The 22,393-nt window shown below is 61.7% G+C and carries 25 protein-coding genes and 1 riboswitch; of the genes, 13 read left to right on the plus strand and 12 right to left on the minus strand.

Features of this window, described 5'->3' with window-relative positions:
- Positions 1-695 precede the first annotated feature (695 nt).
- On the plus strand, positions 696-1,070 hold the full coding sequence (locus YWU_RS18955) for an HNH endonuclease signature motif containing protein (protein ID WP_476695843.1): 375 nt from the start codon (positions 696-698) through the stop codon (positions 1,068-1,070).
- Here the strand turns inward: YWU_RS18955 and YWU_RS0103845 are convergent.
- Positions 1,067-2,074 (minus strand): bile acid:sodium symporter family protein, encoded by a 1,008-nt coding sequence (locus YWU_RS0103845; RefSeq protein ID WP_051260008.1) that lies wholly within the window; start codon positions 2,072-2,074, stop codon positions 1,067-1,069. The two genes, YWU_RS18955 and YWU_RS0103845, sit on opposite strands and share 4 nt — an antisense overlap.
- A 92-nt stretch (positions 2,075-2,166) precedes the next feature.
- On the opposite strand from YWU_RS0103845, the gene thpR reads away from it, so the two are divergent.
- Positions 2,167-2,676, plus strand: a complete 510-nt coding sequence (gene thpR, locus YWU_RS0103850) for an RNA 2',3'-cyclic phosphodiesterase (RefSeq protein WP_027019428.1) — start codon at positions 2,167-2,169, stop codon at positions 2,674-2,676.
- On the opposite strand, the gene YWU_RS15030 is transcribed toward thpR, so the two are convergent.
- Both YWU_RS15030 and YWU_RS0103860 read right to left on the minus strand, forming a co-directional pair.
- Positions 2,673-3,995, minus strand: coding sequence for an MFS transporter (locus YWU_RS15030; protein WP_051260035.1), 1,323 nt, complete (start codon positions 3,993-3,995; stop codon positions 2,673-2,675). The genes thpR and YWU_RS15030 overlap by 4 nt on opposite strands.
- A gap of 321 nt (positions 3,996-4,316) precedes the next feature.
- Positions 4,317-5,246: a patatin-like phospholipase family protein gene (locus YWU_RS0103860; RefSeq protein WP_084141730.1), complete on the minus strand. Its 930-nt coding sequence runs from the start codon at positions 5,244-5,246 to the stop codon at positions 4,317-4,319.
- 56 nt (positions 5,247-5,302) lie between these two features.
- Here YWU_RS0103860 and YWU_RS0103865 point away from each other — a divergent pair, with 56 nt between their 5' ends.
- Both YWU_RS0103865 and YWU_RS0103870 read left to right on the plus strand, forming a co-directional pair.
- Entirely contained in the window at positions 5,303-6,571 is a 1,269-nt protein-coding gene (locus tag YWU_RS0103865; RefSeq protein WP_034647016.1) for a M18 family aminopeptidase, read from the plus strand.
- On the plus strand, positions 6,568-7,734 hold the full coding sequence (locus YWU_RS0103870; RefSeq protein ID WP_027019431.1) for a M20 metallopeptidase family protein: 1,167 nt from the start codon (positions 6,568-6,570) through the stop codon (positions 7,732-7,734). Before YWU_RS0103865 ends, YWU_RS0103870 begins: the two co-directional genes overlap by 4 nt.
- Positions 7,735-7,756: 22 nt before the next feature.
- Here the strand turns inward: YWU_RS0103870 and YWU_RS15035 are convergent, their stop codons facing one another.
- Positions 7,757-8,017 (minus strand): hypothetical protein, encoded by a 261-nt coding sequence (locus YWU_RS15035; RefSeq protein WP_034647018.1) that lies wholly within the window; start codon positions 8,015-8,017, stop codon positions 7,757-7,759.
- A gap of 44 nt (positions 8,018-8,061) precedes the next feature.
- The gene (locus YWU_RS15040) at positions 8,062-9,840 is read right to left on the minus strand and encodes a hypothetical protein (protein WP_051260009.1); all 1,779 of its coding nucleotides are present in this window, start codon (positions 9,838-9,840) and stop codon (positions 8,062-8,064) included.
- Positions 9,841-9,877: 37 nt separating this feature from the next.
- Positions 9,878-9,991, plus strand: a riboswitch (TPP riboswitch).
- Positions 9,992-10,009: 18 nt separating this feature from the next.
- Between YWU_RS15040 and YWU_RS0103885 the strand changes: the two genes are divergently transcribed.
- From YWU_RS0103885 to YWU_RS0103915, 7 genes are all read left to right on the plus strand, one after another.
- Entirely contained in the window at positions 10,010-10,624 is a 615-nt protein-coding gene (locus tag YWU_RS0103885) for an ECF transporter S component (RefSeq protein ID WP_051260037.1), read from the plus strand.
- Positions 10,621-12,021 carry an ABC transporter ATP-binding protein gene (locus YWU_RS0103890; protein WP_027019433.1) on the plus strand — a complete coding sequence of 467 codons (1,401 nt, stop codon included), beginning with the start codon at positions 10,621-10,623 and terminating at the stop codon, positions 12,019-12,021. Before YWU_RS0103885 ends, YWU_RS0103890 begins: the two co-directional genes overlap by 4 nt.
- Entirely contained in the window at positions 12,018-12,779 is a 762-nt protein-coding gene (locus YWU_RS0103895; RefSeq protein WP_027019434.1) for an energy-coupling factor transporter transmembrane component T family protein, read from the plus strand. The genes YWU_RS0103890 and YWU_RS0103895 overlap by 4 nt, the downstream gene beginning before the upstream one ends.
- Positions 12,780-12,789: 10 nt before the next feature.
- Positions 12,790-13,560, plus strand: a complete 771-nt coding sequence (locus tag YWU_RS0103900; RefSeq protein ID WP_027019435.1) for a hypothetical protein — start codon at positions 12,790-12,792, stop codon at positions 13,558-13,560.
- Positions 13,561-13,572: 12 nt separating this feature from the next.
- The gene (locus YWU_RS0103905; RefSeq protein ID WP_027019436.1) at positions 13,573-13,821 is read left to right on the plus strand and encodes a hypothetical protein; all 249 of its coding nucleotides are present in this window, start codon (positions 13,573-13,575) and stop codon (positions 13,819-13,821) included.
- Positions 13,822-13,843: 22 nt separating this feature from the next.
- Complete coding sequence (locus YWU_RS17400; RefSeq protein WP_051260010.1) at positions 13,844-14,671, plus strand: YdcF family protein; 828 nt, start codon at positions 13,844-13,846, stop codon at positions 14,669-14,671.
- A 158-nt stretch (positions 14,672-14,829) separates the two neighbouring features.
- The gene (locus tag YWU_RS0103915; protein ID WP_027019437.1) at positions 14,830-16,014 is read left to right on the plus strand and encodes an acyl-CoA dehydrogenase family protein; all 1,185 of its coding nucleotides are present in this window, start codon (positions 14,830-14,832) and stop codon (positions 16,012-16,014) included.
- 227 nt (positions 16,015-16,241) lie between these two features.
- Here YWU_RS0103915 and YWU_RS18105 read toward each other — a convergent pair whose 3' ends face one another.
- The 3 genes from YWU_RS18105 to YWU_RS0103925 all read right to left on the minus strand — a co-directional run bounded on the left by YWU_RS18105 (position 16,242) and on the right by YWU_RS0103925 (position 16,781).
- Positions 16,242-16,376, minus strand: a complete 135-nt coding sequence (locus tag YWU_RS18105; protein WP_156892706.1) for a hypothetical protein — start codon at positions 16,374-16,376, stop codon at positions 16,242-16,244.
- A complete protein-coding gene (locus YWU_RS18755) occupies positions 16,373-16,507 on the minus strand; it encodes a hypothetical protein (RefSeq protein ID WP_276201914.1) in 135 nt (44 codons plus the stop codon). The genes YWU_RS18105 and YWU_RS18755 overlap by 4 nt, the downstream gene beginning before the upstream one ends.
- Positions 16,508-16,574: 67 nt before the next feature.
- Positions 16,575-16,781, minus strand: coding sequence for a PspC domain-containing protein (locus YWU_RS0103925; protein ID WP_027019438.1), 207 nt, complete (start codon positions 16,779-16,781; stop codon positions 16,575-16,577).
- A gap of 59 nt (positions 16,782-16,840) precedes the next feature.
- Here YWU_RS0103925 and YWU_RS0103930 point away from each other — a divergent pair, with 59 nt between their 5' ends.
- Positions 16,841-17,356 carry a YdeI/OmpD-associated family protein gene (locus tag YWU_RS0103930; RefSeq protein WP_034647020.1) on the plus strand — a complete coding sequence of 172 codons (516 nt, stop codon included), beginning with the start codon at positions 16,841-16,843 and terminating at the stop codon, positions 17,354-17,356.
- 229 nt (positions 17,357-17,585) lie between these two features.
- Here the strand turns inward: YWU_RS0103930 and YWU_RS0103935 are convergent, their stop codons facing one another.
- The 4 genes from YWU_RS0103935 to YWU_RS15060 are packed head-to-tail and all read right to left on the minus strand — an operon-like array spanning position 17,586 to position 20,296.
- On the minus strand, positions 17,586-18,347 hold the full coding sequence (locus tag YWU_RS0103935) for an NAD-dependent deacylase (RefSeq protein WP_027019440.1): 762 nt from the start codon (positions 18,345-18,347) through the stop codon (positions 17,586-17,588).
- Between the two features lie 9 nt (positions 18,348-18,356).
- The gene (locus YWU_RS0103940; RefSeq protein WP_027019441.1) at positions 18,357-18,887 is read right to left on the minus strand and encodes a hypothetical protein; all 531 of its coding nucleotides are present in this window, start codon (positions 18,885-18,887) and stop codon (positions 18,357-18,359) included.
- Positions 18,888-18,902: 15 nt separating this feature from the next.
- Positions 18,903-19,511 (minus strand): ribonuclease FAU-1 family protein, encoded by a 609-nt coding sequence (locus YWU_RS15055; RefSeq protein ID WP_084141733.1) that lies wholly within the window; start codon positions 19,509-19,511, stop codon positions 18,903-18,905.
- Between the two features lie 5 nt (positions 19,512-19,516).
- Positions 19,517-20,296 carry an Rv1157c family protein gene (locus YWU_RS15060; RefSeq protein ID WP_051260011.1) on the minus strand — a complete coding sequence of 260 codons (780 nt, stop codon included), beginning with the start codon at positions 20,294-20,296 and terminating at the stop codon, positions 19,517-19,519.
- A 172-nt stretch (positions 20,297-20,468) separates the two neighbouring features.
- Here YWU_RS15060 and typA point away from each other — a divergent pair, with 172 nt between their 5' ends.
- On the plus strand, positions 20,469-22,385 hold the full coding sequence (gene typA / locus YWU_RS0103955; RefSeq protein WP_027019442.1) for a translational GTPase TypA: 1,917 nt from the start codon (positions 20,469-20,471) through the stop codon (positions 22,383-22,385).
- The last annotated feature ends 8 nt before the right edge of the window (positions 22,386-22,393 follow it).

Raw genomic sequence — 22,393 nt, forward strand, 5'->3', positions numbered from 1 at the left:
ACATCGCCTTAATGCTCGCCGCCCTGCCAAGGCTCGCCTACGTCATCAACCACCGCGGGCACCTACGACCGGAATACCTCCGCGTCATCGCCGATGCGATCACCCCCATCCTGGAATGTGNCGGCANCGACGGCCCTGATCTAGATGATCTGCCGGATCCGCAGCAGATCCTCACCGAGATTGAACCGATGATCCTCACCGCGATCCTGCCGCGGATTAATGGGCAGAAAATGATCTCCGCCCGCACCCTCTACCAACGCCTGCAGGCGGCCATCGAGGTGGTCAACGAGTATCTGCGCCCACCAGATACAACCGTTGAGCCTGATGCCGAGCGCATTGACATCTCCGATGATGGCCATGGCACCGGTTTTATTCAGGCGCGGATGGGTCGGGATAAAGCAGCTGAGATCACTGCCGCGATCGATGCGGTCACGGCAAAAGAGAAGTGCACTGAGGTTGATGCGCTGCTGCATTTGGTGCGCGGTTCCACCCAGGTGGAGGTGACGTTGAATTTGTACTGCCATCTCAATGGTGGGCCGATCTGGTCGGCCAGCACTGGGTGGTTGTCGGAGACTGCCTCGGCGCGGTGGCTTCAGCGGGTGGATAATATCCGGTTTATTTCCGATAGTGCGGCTCAGGGGTATCGGCCGACCCAGTCGCAGGTGGCTTTTGTGGTGGGCCGGGATGGGTCCTGCATGTTCCCAGGTTGTGCGGTGTCGGCGGATCGGTGCCAGCTCGATCATGTGGTGGCGTATAACCATGCTGATCCGGCTGCCGGTGGGCCGACGGATACGGAGAATCTTCATGCTTTGTGTCAGCGGCATCATAATGTGAAGACTGATGGGCATTTTGAGGTGATTCGGTTTTCCGATGGCACGGAGAAGTGGGTGTCGGCGGGCACGGGGGCGCAGGCGTCGTCGAGGTCGTCGGGTCCGGCCAGTGGTCCGGGTCGGGTGTCGGTGTCTGCTCGGTTGCGTCGGAAGTCGCGGTCGGTGCGTGAGCGCAATCGGCACCGGCAAGGTGAGGACCCGGAGCCTTCAGACGACCGAAAGGAGGAGCCTGGCTTCTAGCCTTCGGAATTGCCGGTGGGCATTGGCTCCGCCTTGACGCTGGGCATGCGTCGGACGGACCAGGCGAAGATCGCGCCGGCGATGTTGTGCCATACCGCTGCTACAGCACCGGGGATGGCGGCTTCGGGAGTGAAGAACTTCGCGCCCATGCCCGAGGCGAGACCCGCGGACTGGGTGGCGATCTCCACGGAGGTGGTTCGACACACCGCTGGAGAATAACCGCATGCCCGTGCGGCGGCGTAGCCGAGCACATAACCAAGCAGGTTGTGGAGCACGACTGCCACGAACACGAGCAAACCAACAGAGACCAGTACCTCCGCGCTATTGGCGACAGCCGGGAACACCACACCACCAATCGCGATAATCGACAGCCACGGCAGGATCGGCAGCACGTAGTTGACCCACTTGTTGAACAGCACTCGGACCACCAGTCCACCGATGACCGGGATAAGAACGGTCTGGGCGAGCGTGACAGCCATGCCCCAGCCGTCGACCGGGGTGTCGGCGTTGGCGAGCAGGAGCATGAGGAGCGGAGTCATGAAGGGGGAGATCAACGTCGAGACGGACGTCATTGCCACCGACAGTGCGACATCGCCCTTGGCCAAGTAGGCGATGACGTTCGAGGCGGTGCCTCCGGGAACCGAGCCCAAAATCAACAGGCCAACTGCAAGTGCTGGAGGAAGTCCGAGCAGCTTGGCGATCAGCAATGCACCGAAAGGCATTACGACGTACTGAGCCACCACGCCGATCGCAATCGGCCACGGACGCTTGGCGACCTCTTTGATGTCAGGGAGAGTCAGGGTCAGGCCCATGCAGAACATGATCACGGCCAGCATCGGCGTGATGTAGTTGCTCAGCGGCTGAAATGGTGCCGGGAAAAAGAAAGCCACGATGGCACCGATAAGGATGAAGGCAGGGAAGGCCCAGACCGCGAATCCAGCGGAGCGGTCTTCCGCATTCAGCCTGGAATCGGCTGGCGGAGTTTGTAAGTCAGTCGAAGTCACGGGGAAAGTGTATTGCCCGTCACATGTCGAAAGTTAATGGGGTTACCCAATTGAGACCGAGCCGTGTGAAACTACAGGGCTACGCTGTCTTCATGAGATTATTCGCGGCGATTAGGCCACCTCAGGAGGTTATTGAACATCTAGTCACGGCCCTGCGGCCCATCAGATCCGAGCATGGTCGGACCATCCGCTGGACGGATCCCGACCAATGGCACATCACGTGTGCCTTCTACGGGGAATGCCCGGGAGGAGCAGAAGAAGACCTCGCGGAAGATCTCAGGGAACTTGCGGCCGCCACACCACCGATGGATCTGAGGCTGAGGGGTGCGGGAAGTTTCTCCGGTCGGACGTTGTGGATGGGTGTGGGAGGGGACGTCGGGAAGCTCAGGCTTTTGCTTGAAGACCGCCAACGCCCGCACCTGACTGTGGCGCGGGCACATGGCGTGACGCCGATGAACGGACTCGTGCATGCACTATCCGTATATGAAGGCCCGGAATGGCGAACGACCCGCCTGGGGCTCTACAGCTCCGAATTAGGAGCGGGTAGATCAGGCGGGCCGAGGCATGAACTCATTGACGAGTTCGTTTTAGCGGGACTTTAGTCCAGCAGCGAACGCTTATGGATGTCGCGCGGCAACAGCAGCAGCGAGATAACTGCAGGGACACACATCAGGGCGAGGTAGATACCGATGGGCCAGCCCTGACCGGTCTCGTTGAGAATCAGCTGGGCGATCATCGGGGCGAACGCGCCACCGACGATGGAGCCGAGGGCGTAGGAGATCGAAGCGCCGGAGACGCGGACCTTGGCCGGGAACATCTCAGCGAAGAGCGAGGAGGTCGGACCGTAGGTCAGTGCCAGCGGCAGGGTCAGGATGACCACGGCCAGCATGTAGAACACCGGGTCGCCCTTGTCGATGAACGGCCACATTCCGATAACCCAGATCGCCTGCAGCACGAAGCCGATGAGGAAGATCTTGATTCGGCCGTATTTGTCAGACCAGATTCCGGACAGCAGCGTGAACAGGGTCCAGAAGGAAGCTGCGACGAGCTGGGTGGTCAGCGCGACGTTGCCGTCGAGGCCGAGCTGGTCACGAGAGTACGCCGTGAAGAAGGCGATGATCATGTAACCGGTGGCGTTGTTACCGGCGAAGATGAAGATTGCCTTGATGATGGTGCGCCAGTGGTCGCGGAACAGAGAGCCCAGCGGGGTGGTCTCTTCCTTGGCCTCTGCCTGCATGGCACGGAAGACCGGGGACTCGTCGACGGCGACGCGGATGGCGTAGCCGATGCCGACCAGGAGGATGGAGCCGATGAACGGGATACGCCAGCCCCATTCCTCGTAGGCTTCAGCGCCGAGGCTCGCACGCACCGTAAGGGTGACAGCGGAGGCCAGCAGCAGGCCCAGCGGAACGCCGAGCTGCGGGAAGGAACCGTAGAAGCCGCGCTTGTGATCCGGTGCGGACTCCACAGACATGAGAGCAGCGCCGCCCCACTCGGCACCTGCGGAAACACCCTGCAGGATACGCAGAAGCAGAAGCAGCAGCGGAGCCGCGACACCGATGGTGGCGTAGGTCGGCAGCAGGCCGATGAGGAAGGTCGCTGCGCCCATGCCGACGAGGGAGAAGACCAAGACCATCTTGCGGCCGTAGCGGTCACCGACGTGTCCGCCAATGAATGCGCCGAGCGGACGGAACAGGAAGCTCACACCCAGGGAAGCCCAGGCGACGATCTGCTGGTTCTCCAGGCCGGAGAAGAATAGCGGGCCGAGGACGACGGCTGCGACCTGGGCGTAAATGAAGAAGTCGAACCACTCGATGGTGGTGCCGACGAGCGTGCCGGTAAGGACCTTCCTGCGCTCGCGCGGGGGCGCAAGCTGCAGGCTGCGCTGGCCCTTTCCGCGTTCTTCTGTAGGTGACGTCATCTCATCTCCAGTGAGTCGTGAAACGTGGAGCGGCTGAGCCAGCTCCGGGATGTTGGGCACGTTACACAGCTGTGATCTTAATGAGAAGTTAAGTTGTCAAAAATCCCACGGTGGGGGTGGTTAGCGAACGAATAGGGTAATCATAGGGGTGTTTTGCGGGGGTAAAACGGTACAAAACCAATGCTTTCCGACGTCCCATTCTTCCAATGTCTGCCTCGTGTGGGATTGGAATCTCACAGTTTTCTGTGGTGAAAAAGCACAGTCGTATAACGAAACGCCCCGTGCACCTGATGTTCAGGGCACGGGGCGCACGGGGTGGAGCTACACCTTCAGGAACTCACGCCACTGCGGCCATGCTGCCGCGGTCTGGGCGGCGCCGGCCTGATAGGCGGCCTGGAGCTCCTGGATGTTGCGGGTGCGGTTGCGCACCGGCATCTCGTCGGGGAAAAAGAGCATGGCCTTGCCCTGGCTCTCCAGTTCGAGCAGGTGCTCGCGGGTGGTGTTGTAGCGCTCCGGGCGGGCGATGATTGCTTCAGCCAGGGCCGGGTACTTCTTGAATGCGCGGCGAATTACACCCGGGCGGGACACCGGAGTCTTCCGGTAGTCGCGCGGCTGGGTCATGATGACGAGGAATTTCTCGAAACCGTCTGCCTCAGCTGCGTCGATCGGCACACCGCCGGCTGGGCCGAGGGCGCCATCGAAGTAGGTCACGCCGTCGATCTCCGGGGGGACCATAAAGAAGGGGAGGGTCGAGGAGGCGCGGACCCGGCGCATGAGGTCCTGGATGTTCCCGATATCGTCGCGGCCCCAGTGGACCATCTCGCCATTGTCTGCGCGGATGGCGCCGACGCGGAACTGGGCTGGGTGCCGCAGGAACTCCTCCCAGCGAAACGGCAGAGGCTCAGTGGGAAGGGGAGCGGTCTCGTAGATGTACTCCGAGTCGAAGTAGCCGCGGCCGCGAATAAAAGAACCCCAGCCGCCGGAACGGGGGTCGGATCCAAGATTTACGAAGGACTCGCGGGTGCGAATCCGGTCGCGAGACATGTAATTGGCCATCAGCGATGACCCAGCGGAGATTCCGCCTACCCAGCCGAAATCAAGCTTCTCGTGGATAAGGAGCTCGATGCACGCGGAGGTATATGCGGCGCGCATACCGCCCCCCTCGAGAACCAGAGCGGTGTCAGGGAGGCTGATGCGCTGGCTGTCGTCGATCAGGGACACTGAAGCTGATCGAGTGCTGGTCTTGTTCATGAGTCAATACAATACGCGAACCTGCGGAAATGTTGTCAATTCGTTATCTTGGGTGAATGAACTTCATCACAGACCCATCCCCGCACCTGAATGACCTGGCCGGGTTCGTCCAGGATTCGCCGTCCTCGTTCCATGCGGCGGAGAAGGTCGCTCGTCGGCTGGAGGATGCGGGTGCGCTGAGGGTCGATGAGAGTCTGCCGTATCCGTCGGAGCCGGGTGCGTATGTGGTCGTTCGCGACGGTGCGGTCGCGGCGTGGGTTGTGCCGGAGAACCCTGCCGGAGCTTTCCGGATCGTAGGCTCCCACACTGACTCTCCTGGATTTCGTCTAAAGCCCAATCCGCAGGACTCCTCGGTGGGTTATGTCCGCGCTCAGGTCGAGGTCTACGGAGGTGTGCTGCTGAACGCCTGGCTCGACCGCGAGATCGAGTTCGCGGGGCGCGTGGTTGACGGTAATGGAAAGGGTCGACTTGTTCGTACCGGTCCAGTCGGCCGAATTCCTCAGTTGGCGATTCATTTGGATAGGGCAGTGTCATCTGAGGGGTTGAAGCTCGACAAGCAGCGGCATACCGCTCCGCTATTGGGCCGGGCAGGAGACGTCCGTGATTCGTTCGGTGCGGATGCGGTGGCGTGGGACCTCATTTCGGCGGACACCCAGCCGCCGCGGGAGTTTGGGCTGAATGGTGAGTTCTTTGCCTCGGGGCGTTTGGACAATTTGATGTCAGTGCATGCCTCGCTGGTGGCTTTTGAAGGCTTGCTTCACGACGCCCACCTGGACTCTATCCCACTCCTCATCGCCAACGACCACGAAGAAGTCGGTTCGGCTACTGCCACCGGTGCGGCAGGGCCGATGCTCGAGGAGATCCTCGATCGCATTGGTATCGCGCTGGGGCATGACGCAGATCAGAGGCACCGGGCGTTGGGCGAGTCGATCTGTGTGTCGGCCGATGGCGCACACGCGGTGCATCCGAACTACCCCGGAGAGCACGATCCAGGACACCATCCACATCTGAACGTCGGGCCAGTGGTGAAGATCAATGCGAACCAGAGGTACGCAACTGATGCGGTGGGCCAGGCGCTCTGGACCCGGTGGACCCGACAGGCCGCGGAGAAGACCGGCCAAGATATAGAGGTGCAGACGTTTGTCTCTGCGAACCACAAGCCGTGTGGTTCGACGATTGGGCCGATTACTGCGACGAGGCTGGGGATCCGGACGATTGACGTTGGGGCGCCGATGCTGTCGATGCACTCGGCCAGGGAGATGACCGGTTCATTGGACCCGTGGATGTTGCGGGCAGTCCTGACTGAATTCTGGAGTGCCTCATGAGCCAGCCGTTTCCCATTGATACTGAGGAGCTAGTTAGCTGGCGTCGGCATCTACACCGCAATCCTGAGTTGTCCTTCCGGGAGTTCGCAACGGCGGACTACATCGAGAACCTTCTCACCGGATGGGGCATCAACTGTTCCCGGCCGACCCCAACCAGTGTCGTTGGAGTGATCGAGGGCGCCGGAGATGGCCCAACGATCGGCTACCGCGGTGATATTGACGCGCTACCTCTGGCCGAAGAGACAGGTCTGGACTTCGCCTCCGAGAACCACGGAGTGATGCACGCCTGCGGGCATGACGTGCATACTGCGATGCTGCTGCAGACCGCGAAAATTCTCCAGGGGATGCGAGACCAGCTCCACGGCACGGTTCTGTGCATCTTCCAGCATGCGGAGGAAATGCTGCCGGGAGGTGCCAGGGAACTGGTGGCCAAAGGCGTGGCGGACACGCTCGATGAGGTTTATGCGTTTCATGTGGCGCCGCATCCGGTGGGGCATGTCGGGATCTGTCCCGGGCGGGTCTCTACCAAGTCCGGGATCGTTAACATCAGGATCAACGGCAGAGGAGGGCATTCGTCGAATCCCCAATTAGCGGTGGATCCGGTGTTAATCGCGGCGGAGTCGACGCTGATGCTCAATACGATCGTCAGCAGGAGCTTGGATCCCAGGTCGATGAATATCGTGAACGTCGGGGTGCTGCAGGCAGGCAAGGCCGGCAACGTGATTCCGCAAAACGCCTCGTTGGAGGTGTCGGTCAGGTCCGTGGTCGATGAGGACTGGGACCGGATCGTGGAGCGAATCGAAGAGATCGTCAACGGTGTGTGCGCCGCCCATGGTGCACAGGCGGAGTTCGACTGGCAGATCCCGTACCCGATGGTCGTTAATGAAGAGCCGGCCGTGCAGCGCGCGTGGAATGCCGCGATTGCCGTGCTGGGCGAGGACATGGTGTTCCAGGCTGACCCATGGGCGCCGTCGGACGACTTCGCCTATTTCGCCCAGAAGGCTCCCGGTTGCTACATGTTCCTCGGCGGTGGCGGACCCGAAGTGGGTAACCCGTACTTCCTGCATAACAGCCGTTACGACGTTGTCGAGGAGGCGATGGTCTCCGGCGTCGCCGTGGAAGTGCAAATCGCCCTCGATGCGTTGGCACCGAGGGCGAAATAGCAGCTGACAGGAGCGGCGGGGACTACTCGAAGGAGTTGGTCTCCATCGGCTCGTCGCCGGTGCCGTCCTGATCGGTACCGACGCCGCCGTCTTCTGCGTCGGTCTCGGTCGCGTCACCCTGCTCATACGTGGTGATCGGGTTGTCCTGGTCGGTGATCTTGATATCCGACGGGTTCTCATTCGGAGGCGAGCAGCCGACCAGGGCGGCAGACGCGATGGCGGTGGCGGCGGCAAGTCCGACGAGGCGGTTACGCATGGGGAACTCCTTCAGCACGAGGCTCATGAGAGGGTTTCTAGGAATCTCCTGAGCAGTCTAGTTGATGGGATTCAGCTTGCTGGCACCAGCGGTCCAATTGCCCCCGCACCAACGCAGAGGTACTCACCGGGCGTTGCCCCAACGACAACGACACGCAGGATGTTTCCGCCACCTCCTACAGTGACCCAGCGGCGCTCGAGGTCAGTACCGACCGGCACGAGCGTCGAGGAGTCGTAGGTCTCTTCCGTGGTTTGGAACGGGTTCGGCAAAGCCAAGCGCACATCCATGTCCTCGGAGGCCAGCGCATTAAACTCCACGGTCCAGTCGCTGATGGTGATGATGTCGTCGATCGCTACGTCCATCACGCCGTTGCCCTCGGGCCCGATGTCGAGGCGACTGCCGCAGCCAGGGGAGTCGTCCGGTTCCAGACGCGCCGCTCCCAGAACCTCCGCCGGGATAATCTCACCGCTGACATCGAACATCTGCGGGCGATCGGTGTACCTGCCAAATTCCGGACGGTCCCGGACATCGTTGAATACGTAGTGATAGGTGTGCCGGGGATTGGCGATTGGCAGCAACACTTCTAGGGGTGCGCCTTGGTTGAGGATGGGGGAGTTGTCCGGGGCGTCGTGAAGCGAGTTTTTTGTCGTTTCTAACCACGCCGGAACCACATCATCGGACCACGCAGCGCGATACCCCGCGGCAGAGACCCCAGAGGAGATCGCCAGCAGAACCATCAGGACTGGGGTCACCTGCCACGTACTAAGTGGACGAGTCCACGCGACCGCGGCAGTCAGTCCCAAAACCATGGCGGAATCTGCGTAGTAGTGAAGAGTCTTCGCAAGTTCGTCGGCGGTGTGTTCACCCGATCGCACCACCGTCATCACAATCAGCACCACAAAGAGGTACGACAGACCGATGGTGACAGGCAGCCACGACCTGCGGTCGCGGACCAGGGCAAAAAGAACAAACAGCGTTACGACGCCCCCTCCCACAACCACCAACCCAAACGGGGCGTTTGCCCACGCCTGTCCAGGAGCCCAACGCTCCCAGAACCAGGGCCCGCCAACCAACGCGGCCATAACCTGTTCGAGGCCACCACGGAAGAGCTCAATGCGCGGGGTGTCAGCGGTCTCCCGGGCGGTACCGGAGGCAAGGACCATGTAGAGGATTGTCCACAGGACAGTGATGACGAAGCCGGGAATCCACAGCAGTGGCCGGAATGTGAAGCGGGAGCGGCGCACATACGCAGAGGCAACCGTGATGGCGAAGACCAGCGGGACGATGGCGATGGACTTTTCGAAGAAGCCAAGGGCGACGATGAGCGCGATGTTGGCGCCGATCGCCCGCCGCACGGTGAAGCTCGTGTTCGCAACGATCACCCACCACGCCAGTGCCAGCTGCATCGGCAGAGAGTTGACGGCCGCAGACCACCAAGTGGTGGCCGGCAAGGTCAGCGGAGTCCACGCAACAAGGCCAACAGCAGCGACGGCGATCCACGTTTGCCCAGCCAAGGCACGGACCGCCCGGGCCAGAAGGGCCGTGACCGCCACTGAGCCCAGCAACATTAGGAGAGCGGGCAACCACCACTGCCATGGGGCAAGAGCGTTGACTCCCCGCTGGAGAAGGAAGGACAGCGGAGCGAAGTGGCCGTCATGAGCCTGGGCCCAGAAAGACGGTGACCACCACGGGTTATCGACAGATCCGCCGACAATGATGAAGTCGTCCCAGTAGAAGGAACGCCCCGTCAGTACCCAGATGTGCATGGCCGCCTGGACCGCGATGATTGCGGCGACCGTGCGACGCCACATCGGCCGCGACAGGATGGTCGGTGTTTCACTGCTGGACATGATCTCCAGAGACTAGCGCCCCGGTGCGGTACATTTGGCCGCAGCGCACGGGAGCCCCTGGAATGAGGGGCTGAGAGGAGAGCACGGATTGCTCTCGACCGTTGAACCTGATCCGGGTAATGCCGGCGAAGGGAGCAAGCATACGGCTACCCGTGTGCCCTTTTCCGCAATGCGTAAGGAGCACACAGCATTGAGCACGATAAATAAGCGTTGGCGAGTCGTTGACATCGTCACGGCAGCGGTACTGGGAGTGGCTGTCGGGCTGATCTTTCTGGTGTGGAATGTCATCGGCGGCCTTGGCCTGCAGATTTTCGACAACGTGACGCCAGGCCTGGGAGGTTTGGTCTCTGGAGGATGGCTGATCGGCGGAGTCCTCGGCGGGCTGATTATTCGTAAGCCCGGCGCGGCGGTTTTCGTGGAGGTATTGGCGGCGACGGTGTCGGCGTCGGTGGGCAATCAGTGGGGGATCTCGGTTCTCTATGCCGGAATTGCACAGGGCATCGGTGCGGAACTGGTGTTCCTGGCACTGGGCTATGCGGTGTACGGAGTCAAGGGTGCGATTTTCAGCGGCATGGGCGCAGGCCTGGGCCTGGTGGTCTTGAGTCTGTTCACCAGCGCGAACTTGGCGAAGAGCCTGGAGTACAACCTGATCTACGCCTCGTGCACTCTGCTGTCGGGTGCGGTGATCGCAGGTCTTGGCGGCTGGCTGCTGGTGAAGGGGCTGGCGAAAACAGGTTCTCTGGATCGGTTCGCCTCTGGCCGCGAGCACCGGGAGTTGGTGTGAGTGCCGTAATCGCTCGCGGGTTTTCTTGGCGTCACGCGGGTAGGGCCCGGCCAGTATTGAAGGATGTAGAACTGAGGATCGACCGTGGTGAACGCGTGTTGATCCTGGGTAGATCGGGAGCAGGGAAGTCGACATTGCTGGCCGCCATCGCTGGGGTGCTCGGGGATGAGGAGGACGGTGAACGCACTGGTCGTTTGGAGGCGCCCGGCGGGCCCGTCGGGATGGTGCTGCAGGATCCGGATAGTCAGGTGATCTCTGCGCGAGTGGGCGATGACGTGGCCTTCGGTGCCGAGAACCTCGGTGTGCCGCGCGAGGAGATCTGGTCACGGGTACGACGCGCTCTAGATACTGTCGGCCTGGATGTCCCGCTAGATCACCCCACGGAGAAACTCTCTGGAGGGCAGAAACAACGACTGGCCGTCGCCGGAGTCATGGCAATGGGCGCTGGGATCATTGCGTTGGACGAGCCCACCGCGAACATCGACCCAGCCTCAGTTCCGGAACTTCGCGACGCCGTGGTCCGCGCTGCCGACGCCTCCGGTGCGACTCTCCTCGTCGTCGAGCATCGCGTCGAGGCGTGGGCACCTGTGGTCGACCGCATCATTGTGGTGGGAGATGGCGGCATTATCGCCGATGGCCCGGTTGAGACCATCCTGTCCACCTATGGTGACCGATTACGTGATGATGGGGTCTGGGTACCAGGTCCCGCGCCGGAGCTCCCGATGGCCGTACCCGTTCCAGCGAATGCATCGGTCGCGGTTGAGACAGACGACCTATCCGTCGGATACCGGAAGTCCGTCCGCGACGGCATCAACATCACTATCCCGCAGGGTGCCTCCACCTGCATTACTGGTGCGAACGGCGCCGGGAAATCGACGCTGGCATTAACGCTCGGAGGTTTGCTGCCCCCAGTGTCCGGACGAGTCGTCGTGGCGGAAGGAATTTGTGAAGGGGCGCGAGGGAGACGTCGTAAAGCAGATCTTTCAAGCCCGTATTCCTGGGATTCGCGCTCGCTTGCGACGCGAGTGGGGAGCGTCTTCCAGAGCCCTGAGCGTCAGTTCGTGCGCTCAACGGTGCGCAAGGAGCTGTTGGTTGGGGCAGATGAGACTCGTGCCGACGACCTGCTCCACCGCCTTCGCCTGGACCACCTTGCGGAGGCGAACCCCTTCACTTTGTCGGGTGGGGAGAAGCGCAGGCTGTCGGTAGCGACAGTGCTCGCAAGCGCGCCGAAAATCGTGCTTCTCGACGAGCCCACCTTCGGCCAGGATCGCCGCACATTCACTGAACTCATCGGGTTACTGCGTGGACTAGTGGACGAAGGAACGACAGTGGTCTCAGTGACACATGACCCCCTGGTGGTTGCGGCGCTGGGGGACTCGGTGGAGGTGCTCGCATGAGTGAGGGCCTACTCACTGGAACAAACCCCGTCGCCCGAATCGCTGGGTTGATTCTGCTGACCACGCCACTGTTGGTGTCGGTGGATCGGGTGTCAGCGGCAGTCGCGCTGATCTGCACGGTCATTGCGGCTCCTCTGTGTGGAGTCGGGCTGCGGCAGTTAGCGCGGCGCGGATGGCCACTGTTCATCGCGGCACCGCTAGTGGGCGTCTCGATGTTGCTCTATGGGAGGCCGGAAGGGCAGGTGTACTTCTCCTTCCTCATGGCGCGAGTAACGGACAACTCCATCGAATTAGCCATCGCGATCGTGCTGCGCGTGCTCGCCATTGGATTGCCGGTGGTGGTGCTGACCGCCAACATTGATCCGACGGACCTCGGTGATGGTCTCGCTCAAGTACTAAGGCTCCCGTCGAAGTTTGTGCTGGCCTCGGTGGCTGGGGTGCGGCTGTTCACCCTGTTCGTCGACGACTGGCAGGCACTGGGACGGGCGCGTCGGGCACGAGGTCTGGCTGATACCGGCCGAGTGAAGAGAACACTGGGCCAAGTCTTCGCGCTTCTGGTCTTCGCACTGAGACGCGGCACGAAATTGTCGATGGCGATGGAAGCCAGGGGATTCGGTGCACCAGGGAAGCGGACCTGGGCGAGGGAATCGACCGTTGGGACGCGGGATGCAGCGTTGGTAGTTGTCTGCATCGCGATTGCGGCACTATCAATCACCTTGTCGGTACAGATGGGAACGTTCAGATTCCTAGGAACGTAATGTTTGGGCAATGAAACGTCGCCGCTCAACAGTAATTGTCATCGCCGTAGTGCTCTGTCTCGTCGGTGCGTTGCTGTGGATGGCGCCGTTCTCAGAGGACGGGCCCACTCCCGGGGCGGACAGCCAGCCGCAGTACGTCACCCTTATTAGTGACACCGCCCATCCAGTGGATCGGGGCCGGGACAACCGGCTGCGGATGGTTTACGACGACGGCTCAACTTCGGTGACTGAAGAATTCCCCACTATCGGGACCCCATCAATGGTGCGGTACGCAGACGGCTTCGCGATGGCGTCGGCGGACGAAATCCTGGTGTTCGACCGCGCCGGGCGAACGACCGGTCTCATCGCCACCGAAAGGGTCGCGTCCGTGTCGAACGCGGTGACATCACCATCACATGATGCGGCAAGTTTCGCGTTCCAGGCGCCGGTAGACGACGACTCCAGCCACAAGGTCATGACCATGATCAATCGCGAGGTCTTCTACGCTGACACCGGTTCTTCGACTCGCGGGTTAACTGTCTGCGAGGATTCCGACGACGGCGATGACCTCGTAGCCCGGGCCATGGCCCCGGGGCGCGAGGCGGAATCCACTGAGATGGATGGATCTCAGGATGCAGTTGCGGCTGCGACGTTCGATTGCGCCAGCGTCGTCCCAACGATGATCCTGCGCGAGGAGCTCCCACAGAACGATGGCGACCCAGTTATCCACGGCACTGGGGTGACCTCGGCTGGTTTCATCACGGTGAACAAGGACGGCAGTTTCCGGACCGTCCCTTTGTAGACCGGCGCCGAGGTGACCGAGGGGCAGTTTGACATCGGCAATAGCACCGACGCCTCCGTGACCTTTGATGGAGACTATGTGGTGTTAACTCACGTCCGAGCCGGAGACGACGCAGACCTAGAAATCACCATCTTCAGCGCCACGAATCCGGATGAGGCCTCAGACCACGTGGTGGTCAGGGAGCCTGCACGCGCTCTGAACACGGACACTCGCGACGACTTCAGGGGCCGTCAGTCACCTACCGTAGTCTTCCCGTTGTAGGTGCGGGGCTACCATCGGCCAAATGACCTCCCGTCGCTATGCTGCCCTCGCCGCCGCCGGACTCACCTGGGCAGCCGTTCTTGGCTTTGGGGGAGTGCGCGCGTGGCGCAATCCCTCCATGCGACCGCCTCGCCTCCCGACGCACCGGCCTCCCACCTGGGCAATTCCTTCAATTGGAGCAGCACTGGCAGCTGCGGTGCCGGCAGCCGCAGTGGTAGCAGAGCGGACGGACGGATGGAAGCGTCGGGTGGCAGTGTCGGGTTTGATTCTCGCCGCGGTGCCGGGAAGTCTCGTCCCATCATTTGAGGCGTACCGCCGATCAACACGAGCATCGGACGTGCGCACAGCAGGTACCGTCCTGGTCCTTGGCTGCGGAATTCGAGGCGCGACGCCGACAGCAGTGCTTCGCCAACGACTCTCCACCGCCATGGACATTGCAGGCGAAGGGACAGAAATCCTCGTCTCCGGTGGGCTTGGGGCAGGGGAGATCGCCACCGAAGCATCAGTGATGGCCGCGTGGCTTCGTGAGCGTGGTGTTGAGGATGTTCGGCTCGAGGGACGATCCACCTCTACCGACCAAAACTTGGGCTTCTCACGCGAATTAGTGCGCAGTGAACCGGTGACTGTAGTGACCAGTGACTTCCACGTATTTCGGGTCCGCGCGATGCTCCGAAGCCGAGACCTTGATTGGCAAGTCGTCGGTGCCCCGACGCCCATTGGATACTGGGCAACCTCTGTGTTGAGAGAATTCCTGGCACTGATGGCCATCAATCCGGTGATTGTGGTGGCGGTGGCCGCAGGGTGGACGGCTGTCGGCTTTGCCGGGGACAACGCCATTAGCCGGTCCTGACACTGCGAAATGTCGTGCCCTACCCGGGGTGCCGGCAATGGAGAATAGCTTCGGATAAGTACTGGCCCAGTGTTTTTGATGCGTATACTCAATTGGAGATTTAGCGCGGTGCCAGGCGCCGCGGAACCGTTCATGACTGAACTTTGGAGGAATCCACCATGGCATTGACCCCCGGCTTCGACCTCTTCCAGCTCCCGGAGGAGCACGAAGAACTGCGCTCGGTGATCCGCGATCTCGCAGAGAAGCAGATCGCCCCGTACGCAGCTGACGTTGACGAGAACGAGCGCTTCCCGCAGGAGGCCCTCGATGCTCTCAACGCCTCCGGCTTCAACGCCATCCACGTCCCTGAGGAGTTCGGTGGACAGGGTGCAGACTCCGTCGCCGCCTGCATCGTCATCGAAGAGGTTGCCCGCGTCTGCGGTTCATCCTCTCTGATTCCCGCCGTGAACAAGCTCGGCACCATGGGCCTGATCCTGGCCGGTTCCGATGAGCTCAAGGCCAAGGTTCTCGCTGACCTCAACGAAGGCGCCATGGCTTCCTACGCGCTGACCGAGCGTGGTGCAGGCTCCGACGCTGGTGCCATGAAGACCCGTGCAGTACGCGACGGCGACGACTGGGTCATCAACGGCTCCAAGTGCTTCATCACCAACGGCGGCAAGTCCACCTGGTACACCGTCATGGCTGTCACCGACGCCGAGAAGGGTGCTAACGGCATCTCCGCATTCATGGTCCACAAGGATGACCCGGGATTCCGCGTCGGTGGCCTGGAGCACAAGATGGGTATCAAGGGCTCGCCGACCGCTGAGCTCTACTTCGAGGACTGCCGCGTCCCGGGCGACCGCATCATCGGTGAAGAGGGAACCGGCTTCAAGACCGCTCTGGCAACCCTCGACCACACTCGCCCGACCATCGGCGCACAGGCTCTCGGCATCGCTCAGGGCGCGTACGACCAGGCTGTGAAGTACGTCCAGGAGCGCGAGCAGTTCGGCAAGCAGATCTCTGCTTTCCAGAACACCCAGTTCATGCTCGCCGACATGCGCATCAAGCTCGAGTCCGCACGACTGATGGTTTACACCGCCGCTGCCAACGCGGAGCGCGGACAGGCTGCTGGCGGCTCGAAGCTCGGACTGATGGCCGCAGCCTCCAAGTGCTATGCCTCGGACATCGCAATGCAGGTTACTGACGACGCTATCCAGCTCCTCGGTGGCTACGGCTACACCCGCGAGTTCCCGGTCGAGCGCATGCTGCGTGACGCGAAGATAACTCAGATCTACGAAGGCACCAACCAGGTTTGCCGCATGGTTATCGGCCGCCAGGTCCTCAACGAGGGCAAGATCCGGTAGAAAAACTGCCGGTGACAACGTGAAATGCCTCCTTGACAAGAACGGTCGAGGAGGCATCTTCATGCCTGCAGTCGGTAGGTTCTCAAGCTCACAAATCTTGAATCGCTTGCTGGTCGCACTAGATAATCGGCGTGTAAGCAGCGGAGGGCTAACCTCTTTAAGTCCTCTCCATCGCGCCCCACCAAACCGTTGGCTTATGGCCTTCCCCGCAAATCGTGGACAGGTAACTAAGCTGCCTCAGGTTCCTCAGCAGCAGGTTTGTTGAGCAAATTCATTTCGAACTCCACCGGCGGAACGTAGCCAAGCGCGGAGTGCAGTCGCCGACGGTTGTACCGGGACTCGATCCAGTCACCGACCTTCAACCGCGCCTCGGCCTTGGTAGGCCAGGCCCGGCGATCGTGCGTCCGGTGTCGATGACCAGTCGGGCGGCTTCGTGCTTGTACTCGGGGCTGAAGGTTCTCCGGGGTCGTTTGCCGGGAGTCTTCTCGGTCATGGTGACATCCTCTCGTGCGAGACGGGGCCCGCTAAATCGGGTGTCCACTCAACGAGGGTAGGGCCATCTACTCGTTCGGCATGATGATCCAGGCGATGAGGTAGAGCAGCAGCTGGGAGCCTGGGAGGATGAAAGAGATGAAGAACAGCAAGCGGAGGACGTTGGCGTTCCAACCGAAGTAGTCGGCGAATCCTCCGAGGACTCCGGCGACCCATCGGTTGTCGCGGGAGCGCTGCAGTCGGCGGTTCTTGTTGATGTTCTGTGGCGTTGTCATGACTCCATTATGCGAATCATGGGCAGCCAGCACGGTAGCGCTGGAGCTACTGTTTGAGCATGAGCACAGACATCCGCTTCACGGCGCCAGTTGAGACTGTTGCGGGCCGCAAGATCATCCGATTCCCTGAGGAAGCCAGCTCGCAGCTGTCGTCTCGGGGCCAGGTCGCGGCAGACGTCACCGTCAACGGTCTTACTGAAAAGCGTGTGATCGAGCCAGATGGTCGGAAAGGTCACTGGCTCCCGGTAGATACCGATGCGCTTCCCGACGCCCCCGTCGACATCACCATCCACCCCACAAAGGACTGGCCCGAACCTGTCGTGCCGGAGGACATGAAGGGCGCTTTGGATGAGGCTTCCGATATAGCCGGACAGTGGAGCGACATTACGCCGATGGCCAGGTGGGAATGGGTGCGTTGGGTTGGGGCAACCAAAAACGAGGGGACGAGGCAGCGTCGTATCGACGTGACCGTCGACAAGCTCCGTAAAGGAAGTCGGCGACCGTGTTGCTTCGATCTGTCCTCTTGTACCGATCCGCAGGTAGCGAAGAGCGGCAAACTCATCGACGAAGGCTGACCCACGCGGCGCCCACCCGAGAGCTTCCCCTGCCCAGTTGATGCCACCGCCGCAGGCTGTTCACGCCAGAGCGACCCGGACAACAGCCAAGTTCCACTCCGTTCGCGAAGATGCACTGCAACACCAAGAACGGCACCAGATCGGTGGAGGGCCAGAACTTCCCGTGCCCGGACCAGGCGCGCCGGTGAATTCTTCAGGGAATGTGACGAGGTTGTCGGTAGCTCAGGGACTACACTTGCGCGGCCAAGAGAGGCAATCCCTGTGCGGCAGTTGTTCGCCAGGATTCGGTGACGTGAGGTGTCAGGTCGGTATCGTCGGGCGAAATCTCGATGACCCGGATCCCAGATTGAATCGCCTCGAGCGGCAGCCCGGCAGCTGGGTAAACAACTCCAGAGGTACCCACCACCACAACCAGATCGGCGTCGAGAATGTGATCCTGCGCCTGATTCCACGGTTCAGCCGGGAGCATTTCACCGAACCACACGACACCCGGCCGAATAAGTCCGGTCTCGCAGTGGGTGCACCGCGGAGGCTGGAGAAACTCGACTTCGGTTTCCGGAGGCACCGGCTCCTCATCGGCGGCTGTTCCACAAGAGTCGCAACGAAATGCGCTGAGCGAACCATGCAAGTGAGCCACATTCCGACTGCCAGCCCGCTCATGCAAGTCGTCGATATTCTGAGTTGTCACATGGCCCCAACCGCCGGCTGCAGTCAAGGACTTGGACCAGTCCGCAATGGCGAGGTGACCGCTATGCGGCTGTGCATTTCGCACCAGTGAAAGGCGCCATAAGTACCACGGCCAGATTTTCGTGGGGTCAGCGTGCCAAGCGTCGACGGTCGCCATAGCCTGGGGGTCTACCTGTGACCACAACCCAGTCTGCTTATCGCGGAACGTGGAGACTCCGGAATCGGCGGACATGCCCGCACCGGTAAAGAAAGCAACTTTTCGTGCATCGCGGACGAGATCAAGAATGTTCTGCGACGGGTTCATGTGACCAGGTTACGTGGTCTCGAAGAATCGTTTCCCGTTTGGCATGAGGTCTTTGTGGATGAAGAATGTCGCCACCGCAGCGATGATCGGCGCGATGACAGACAGCAACACGCCCAGCCCGTAGAAGGCGCCTGCGGCCGAATCGCCGAACGTCTCTACAGCGCCGTCGCCGAGGTACCGGAACGCTGCCATCACGCCCATGACCACAAAGACGACCATGAGGATCGACAGAAGCATGCGGGCAGCCGGCGAGCGGTCTAGCAGTCGGTAGGACAGATACCAGGTTGCCGCGGCTCCGATCGCCGGGATCAGCAACCACGTACCAAGGCTCACCCACATCGAAGTGGTCACCTGGGCGCTGGTGGCTTCCAAGCCTCGCTGGGTCATGGATTCAATCTCTCGCTGGCGCAGCGTGTCGATCATGAGGATGTTCGAGATGAACGTCAGCACCAGTGACACCAGATACGTCAGAACCGAGTATCGCCACAGCTTCGCGCCGGTCAGGACTGACTGAGGTGGTTCTAGCTGGGTGTTAGGCATGGGGACCAAGGTAGCTTAACGCCACCGCTGCAGGCCCGGGTGGGGCTCTGCGACCTCAGGATGCGGCCATGCGTTCTCATCGACCAGCTCCACCGAATCCAGCCACTGAAGCGGGATATCGATAGATGCGAGCCAGACCCGAACGTCGCCGCCGTGCGAAGCGATCCCCGCAACAGCTCGCCACGCCCGATCAATGGCGTGGGTGGCATCGGTGGAGGAGACGACTCCAGCGGCGACTGCATCAGTTAGCTCATCGGCGTCCTCGACTCGGACTGTGCCTCCGGCAACGACCACGTCCAGGTACAGATCCCTGGTGAACCACACTGACGGGGTGTCGCAGTCTGAACCGGATGATTCCCGCACGATGTCGGCGACGTCGATGTAGACGTCGAAGTCATATTCGCTGCCAGCTCGACGGTGGAAGATGTTCACTCGCAGCCCAAGAGCTGGCAACAGCCAGGACTCCAAGTACCCGAAGTTCGGGTGGTCGGAGCCTCTGGCCATGAAAAGGCCGTGTGGAGCCTCACTGAACTGGTCTACCAGGCGAAGGTAGCCCTTCGGGTCGATGTTCACACCAGAAGCGGGGTCAAAGACCTCCAGCTTCGGGGGCTTCACACGGCTCATGTCACTTACAGGTTGAAGTGACGCGTCGGGTCGGTGTGCTGCTTGTCAAAGCCCGGGATGTCGATACCGACCGGGATGACTGCGGCGGACGGGGTGTACTGGCAGTTGACGTCCCCGACCTCTTCAGCAGCAGTGATGCCGCCTTCGATGACAGCGAAGATCAGTCCCGTGCCGGTGTCGCCGACACCGTTGACGGTGCCCGGGCCGCCCGGGTTGAGGCCGTTATCTTCCAGGGTGGTGCTTCCGTAGGAGAATTCCAGCGGATTGATCCAGTGGACCGTCATTTCGGTCTGCTGGTTCTCTGCCAGTGCCTGCGTGCCGATACCGGTGAAGATGAAGCCGGTCTGGCCCTCGCCCGGCGGGTACGGGTACAGCGGGAGCTCTTCCGGACCCGGCACGGAGGTAGCCAGACCGTAGGAGTTGTCCACACCGTTCGCGCAGTTCTGGGCCACCATCGGCGGCACGAACTGTGCGATTTCGGTGCCATCCTGCGGGATGTCAATGCCCGGCTCGCCGTCACCAGCGAGGAAACCGAGGGCTGCTTCGATGGTGGAGGCGGCGTCCTCGGGGACGATTCCGCTGTCCAGGACGGCCTCGACCTGTGCCCGGAATTCCGGGGTAGGCTGGCCGAGCTCGTTCAGCGGGTACGCGTTGGCGGCAGGTGCCAAAACGCCGGTCAGGAGTGCTGCGGCGCCGACGGAGGCACCGACGCGACGAATGATGGAGCGGCGCTTCAAAGCCACGTGATCTTCCCCTAGGAGTAGCTGGGTGTTCAGTTCGACCACATCCTAACATTTAGTTCGTGTAAGGGAAATGGAATGGCCAAATATACCCCGGTGGTGGTGGATCACATTGTGGTGAGTCGCCTATTGGGACCTAGGAGAGTACCGTGTAGTTCGCCCAGCGTGACGGTGGCCCCGTCACGCATTTTTCGAGCTGTTAAGGAGCTCCCCGCCAGTGAGCGATACCGAATTCCGCAATGTCGCCATCGTCGCACACGTCGACCATGGCAAAACCACCCTCGTCAACGCGATGCTCGAGCAGTCGGGCGTGTTCGGCGATCACGGCGAAGTCCAGGACCGCGTCATGGACTCCGGCGATCTGGAGCGGGAGAAGGGCATCACGATCCTGGCCAAGAACACGGCCATCCGCCGTGTTGGGGAAGGTTCTGACGGCCGCGACCTGATCATCAACGTCATCGACACCCCAGGTCACGCCGACTTCGGTGGCGAGGTTGAGCGCGCCCTGTCCATGGTTGATGGTGTCGTGCTGCTTATCGACGCCTCCGAGGGCCCGCTCCCGCAGACCCGCTTCGTGCTGACCAAGGCGCTTGCCGCCTCCATGCCGGTCATCATCTGTGTCAACAAGACTGACCGTCCGGACGCTCGTATTGAAGAGGTCGTCGAGGAAGCACAGGACCTGCTCCTGGAGCTCGCCTCCACCGTCGAGGACCCGGATGCTGCCGAGGCTGCTGAGCGCAACCTCGAGCTGCCGGTTCTGTACGCATCCGGTCGTGCCGGCCGCGCCGCTACCGCGAACCCGGGCAACGGCGAACTGCCGGAGTCCGAGAACCTCCAGCCGCTGTTCGATGTCATCACCGAGGTTCTTCCGGAGCCGTCCGCTGACATCGAAGGCCCGCTGCGCGCCCAGGTCACCAACCTGGACTCCTCCTCCTTCCTCGGCCGTATCGGCCTGATCCGTATCCACTCCGGCCGTATCCGCAAGGGTCAGCAGGTTGCATGGATCCACTACGACGCTGACGGCAACGAGCACACCAAGACCGCCAAGGTCGCAGAGCTGCTGCGTACCGAAGGCGTCAACCGCGTGCCGACCGAAGAGGCCATCGCCGGTGACATCGCCGCTATCTCGGGCATCGACGAGATCATGATCGGTGACTCCCTCTGCGCACTGGACGCCGTCAACCCGATGCCGCGCATCACCGTTGACGAGCCGGCCATCTCCATGACCATCGGTGTCAACACCTCCCCGCTGGCCGGCCAGGGCGGCGGCACCAAGCTCACCGCTCGTGTCCTCAAGGCACGTTTGGACCAGGAGCTGGTCGGTAACGTCTCGCTCCGCGTCCTGCCGACCGAGCGTCCTGATGCCTGGGAGGTCCAGGGCCGTGGCGAAATGGCTCTGTCCGTTCTCGTTGAGACGATGCGTCGTGAAGGCTTCGAGCTGACCGTCGGTAAGCCGCAGGTTGTTACCCGTGAGATCGACGGCACCCTGCACGAGCCGACCGAGCACCTCATCATCGACGTGCCGGAGGAGTACCTCGGCGCTGTCACCCAGCTCATGGCTGCCCGTAAGGGCCGTATGGACCAGATGGGCAACCAGGGCTCCGGCTGGGTCCGCATGGAGTACACCGTGCCGGCACGTGGCCTCATTGGCTTCCGCACGACCTTCATGACGGAGACCAAGGGCACCGGTATCGCGAACCACTACTCCGAGGGCTACGAGCCGTGGGCCGGCGAGATCAAGGCCCGCAACACCGGTTCGCTGGTCGCGGACCGAACCGGCAAGATCACTGCCTTCGCGCTGCTGAACCTGTCTGACCGCGGTTCCTTCTTCGTCGAGCCGGGCGACCCGGCATACGAAGGCATGGTCGTCGGTGAGAACCCGCGTGATGAGGACATGGACGTCAACATCACCAAGGAGAAGAAGCTCACCAACATGCGTGCAGCCTCGGCTGACACCACCGTCACCCTGGACAAGGCAAAGAACCTGTCCCTGGACGAGGCGATGGAGTTCTGTGGCGGCGACGAGTGCGTTGAGGTCACCCCTGACGGCATCCGCATTCGCAAGGTCATCCTGAACGCGACCGAGCGTAACCGCACTCGCTCCCGCGAGAAGCAGCGCAACAAGAGCAGCTAGTAGGCACC

Origin of the sequence: Corynebacterium sputi DSM 45148, from assembly GCF_000427865.1 — a bacterium.
Taxonomy (GTDB): Bacteria; Actinomycetota; Actinomycetes; order Mycobacteriales; family Mycobacteriaceae; genus Corynebacterium; species Corynebacterium sputi.

Excerpts from the sequence above, each read along its gene's own strand:
- YWU_RS18955 (WP_476695843.1), top strand. The coding sequence starts at position 696 with ATGTTCCCAGGTTGTGCGGTGTCGGCGGATCGGTGCCAGCTCGATCAT.
- thpR (WP_027019428.1), top strand. The coding sequence starts at position 2,167 with ATGAGATTATTCGCGGCGATTAGGCCACCTCAGGAGGTTATTGAACAT.
- YWU_RS15030 (WP_051260035.1), bottom strand. The coding sequence starts at position 3,995 with ATGACGTCACCTACAGAAGAACGCGGAAAGGGCCAGCGCAGCCTGCAG.
- YWU_RS0103860 (WP_084141730.1), bottom strand. The coding sequence starts at position 5,246 with ATGAACAAGACCAGCACTCGATCAGCTTCAGTGTCCCTGATCGACGAC.
- YWU_RS0103865 (WP_034647016.1), top strand. The coding sequence starts at position 5,303 with ATGAACTTCATCACAGACCCATCCCCGCACCTGAATGACCTGGCCGGG.
- YWU_RS0103870 (WP_027019431.1), top strand. The coding sequence starts at position 6,568 with ATGAGCCAGCCGTTTCCCATTGATACTGAGGAGCTAGTTAGCTGGCGT.
- YWU_RS15035 (WP_034647018.1), bottom strand. The coding sequence starts at position 8,017 with ATGAGCCTCGTGCTGAAGGAGTTCCCCATGCGTAACCGCCTCGTCGGA.
- YWU_RS15040 (WP_051260009.1), bottom strand. The coding sequence starts at position 9,840 with ATGTCCAGCAGTGAAACACCGACCATCCTGTCGCGGCCGATGTGGCGT.
- YWU_RS0103885 (WP_051260037.1), top strand. The coding sequence starts at position 10,010 with ATGCGTAAGGAGCACACAGCATTGAGCACGATAAATAAGCGTTGGCGA.
- YWU_RS0103895 (WP_027019434.1), top strand. The coding sequence starts at position 12,018 with ATGAGTGAGGGCCTACTCACTGGAACAAACCCCGTCGCCCGAATCGCT.
- YWU_RS0103900 (WP_027019435.1), top strand. The coding sequence starts at position 12,790 with ATGAAACGTCGCCGCTCAACAGTAATTGTCATCGCCGTAGTGCTCTGT.
- YWU_RS17400 (WP_051260010.1), top strand. The coding sequence starts at position 13,844 with ATGACCTCCCGTCGCTATGCTGCCCTCGCCGCCGCCGGACTCACCTGG.
- YWU_RS0103915 (WP_027019437.1), top strand. The coding sequence starts at position 14,830 with ATGGCATTGACCCCCGGCTTCGACCTCTTCCAGCTCCCGGAGGAGCAC.
- YWU_RS18755 (WP_276201914.1), bottom strand. The coding sequence starts at position 16,507 with ATGACCGAGAAGACTCCCGGCAAACGACCCCGGAGAACCTTCAGCCCC.
- YWU_RS0103925 (WP_027019438.1), bottom strand. The coding sequence starts at position 16,781 with ATGACAACGCCACAGAACATCAACAAGAACCGCCGACTGCAGCGCTCC.
- YWU_RS0103930 (WP_034647020.1), top strand. The coding sequence starts at position 16,841 with ATGAGCACAGACATCCGCTTCACGGCGCCAGTTGAGACTGTTGCGGGC.
- YWU_RS0103935 (WP_027019440.1), bottom strand. The coding sequence starts at position 18,347 with ATGAACCCGTCGCAGAACATTCTTGATCTCGTCCGCGATGCACGAAAA.
- YWU_RS0103940 (WP_027019441.1), bottom strand. The coding sequence starts at position 18,887 with ATGCCTAACACCCAGCTAGAACCACCTCAGTCAGTCCTGACCGGCGCG.
- YWU_RS15055 (WP_084141733.1), bottom strand. The coding sequence starts at position 19,511 with ATGAGCCGTGTGAAGCCCCCGAAGCTGGAGGTCTTTGACCCCGCTTCT.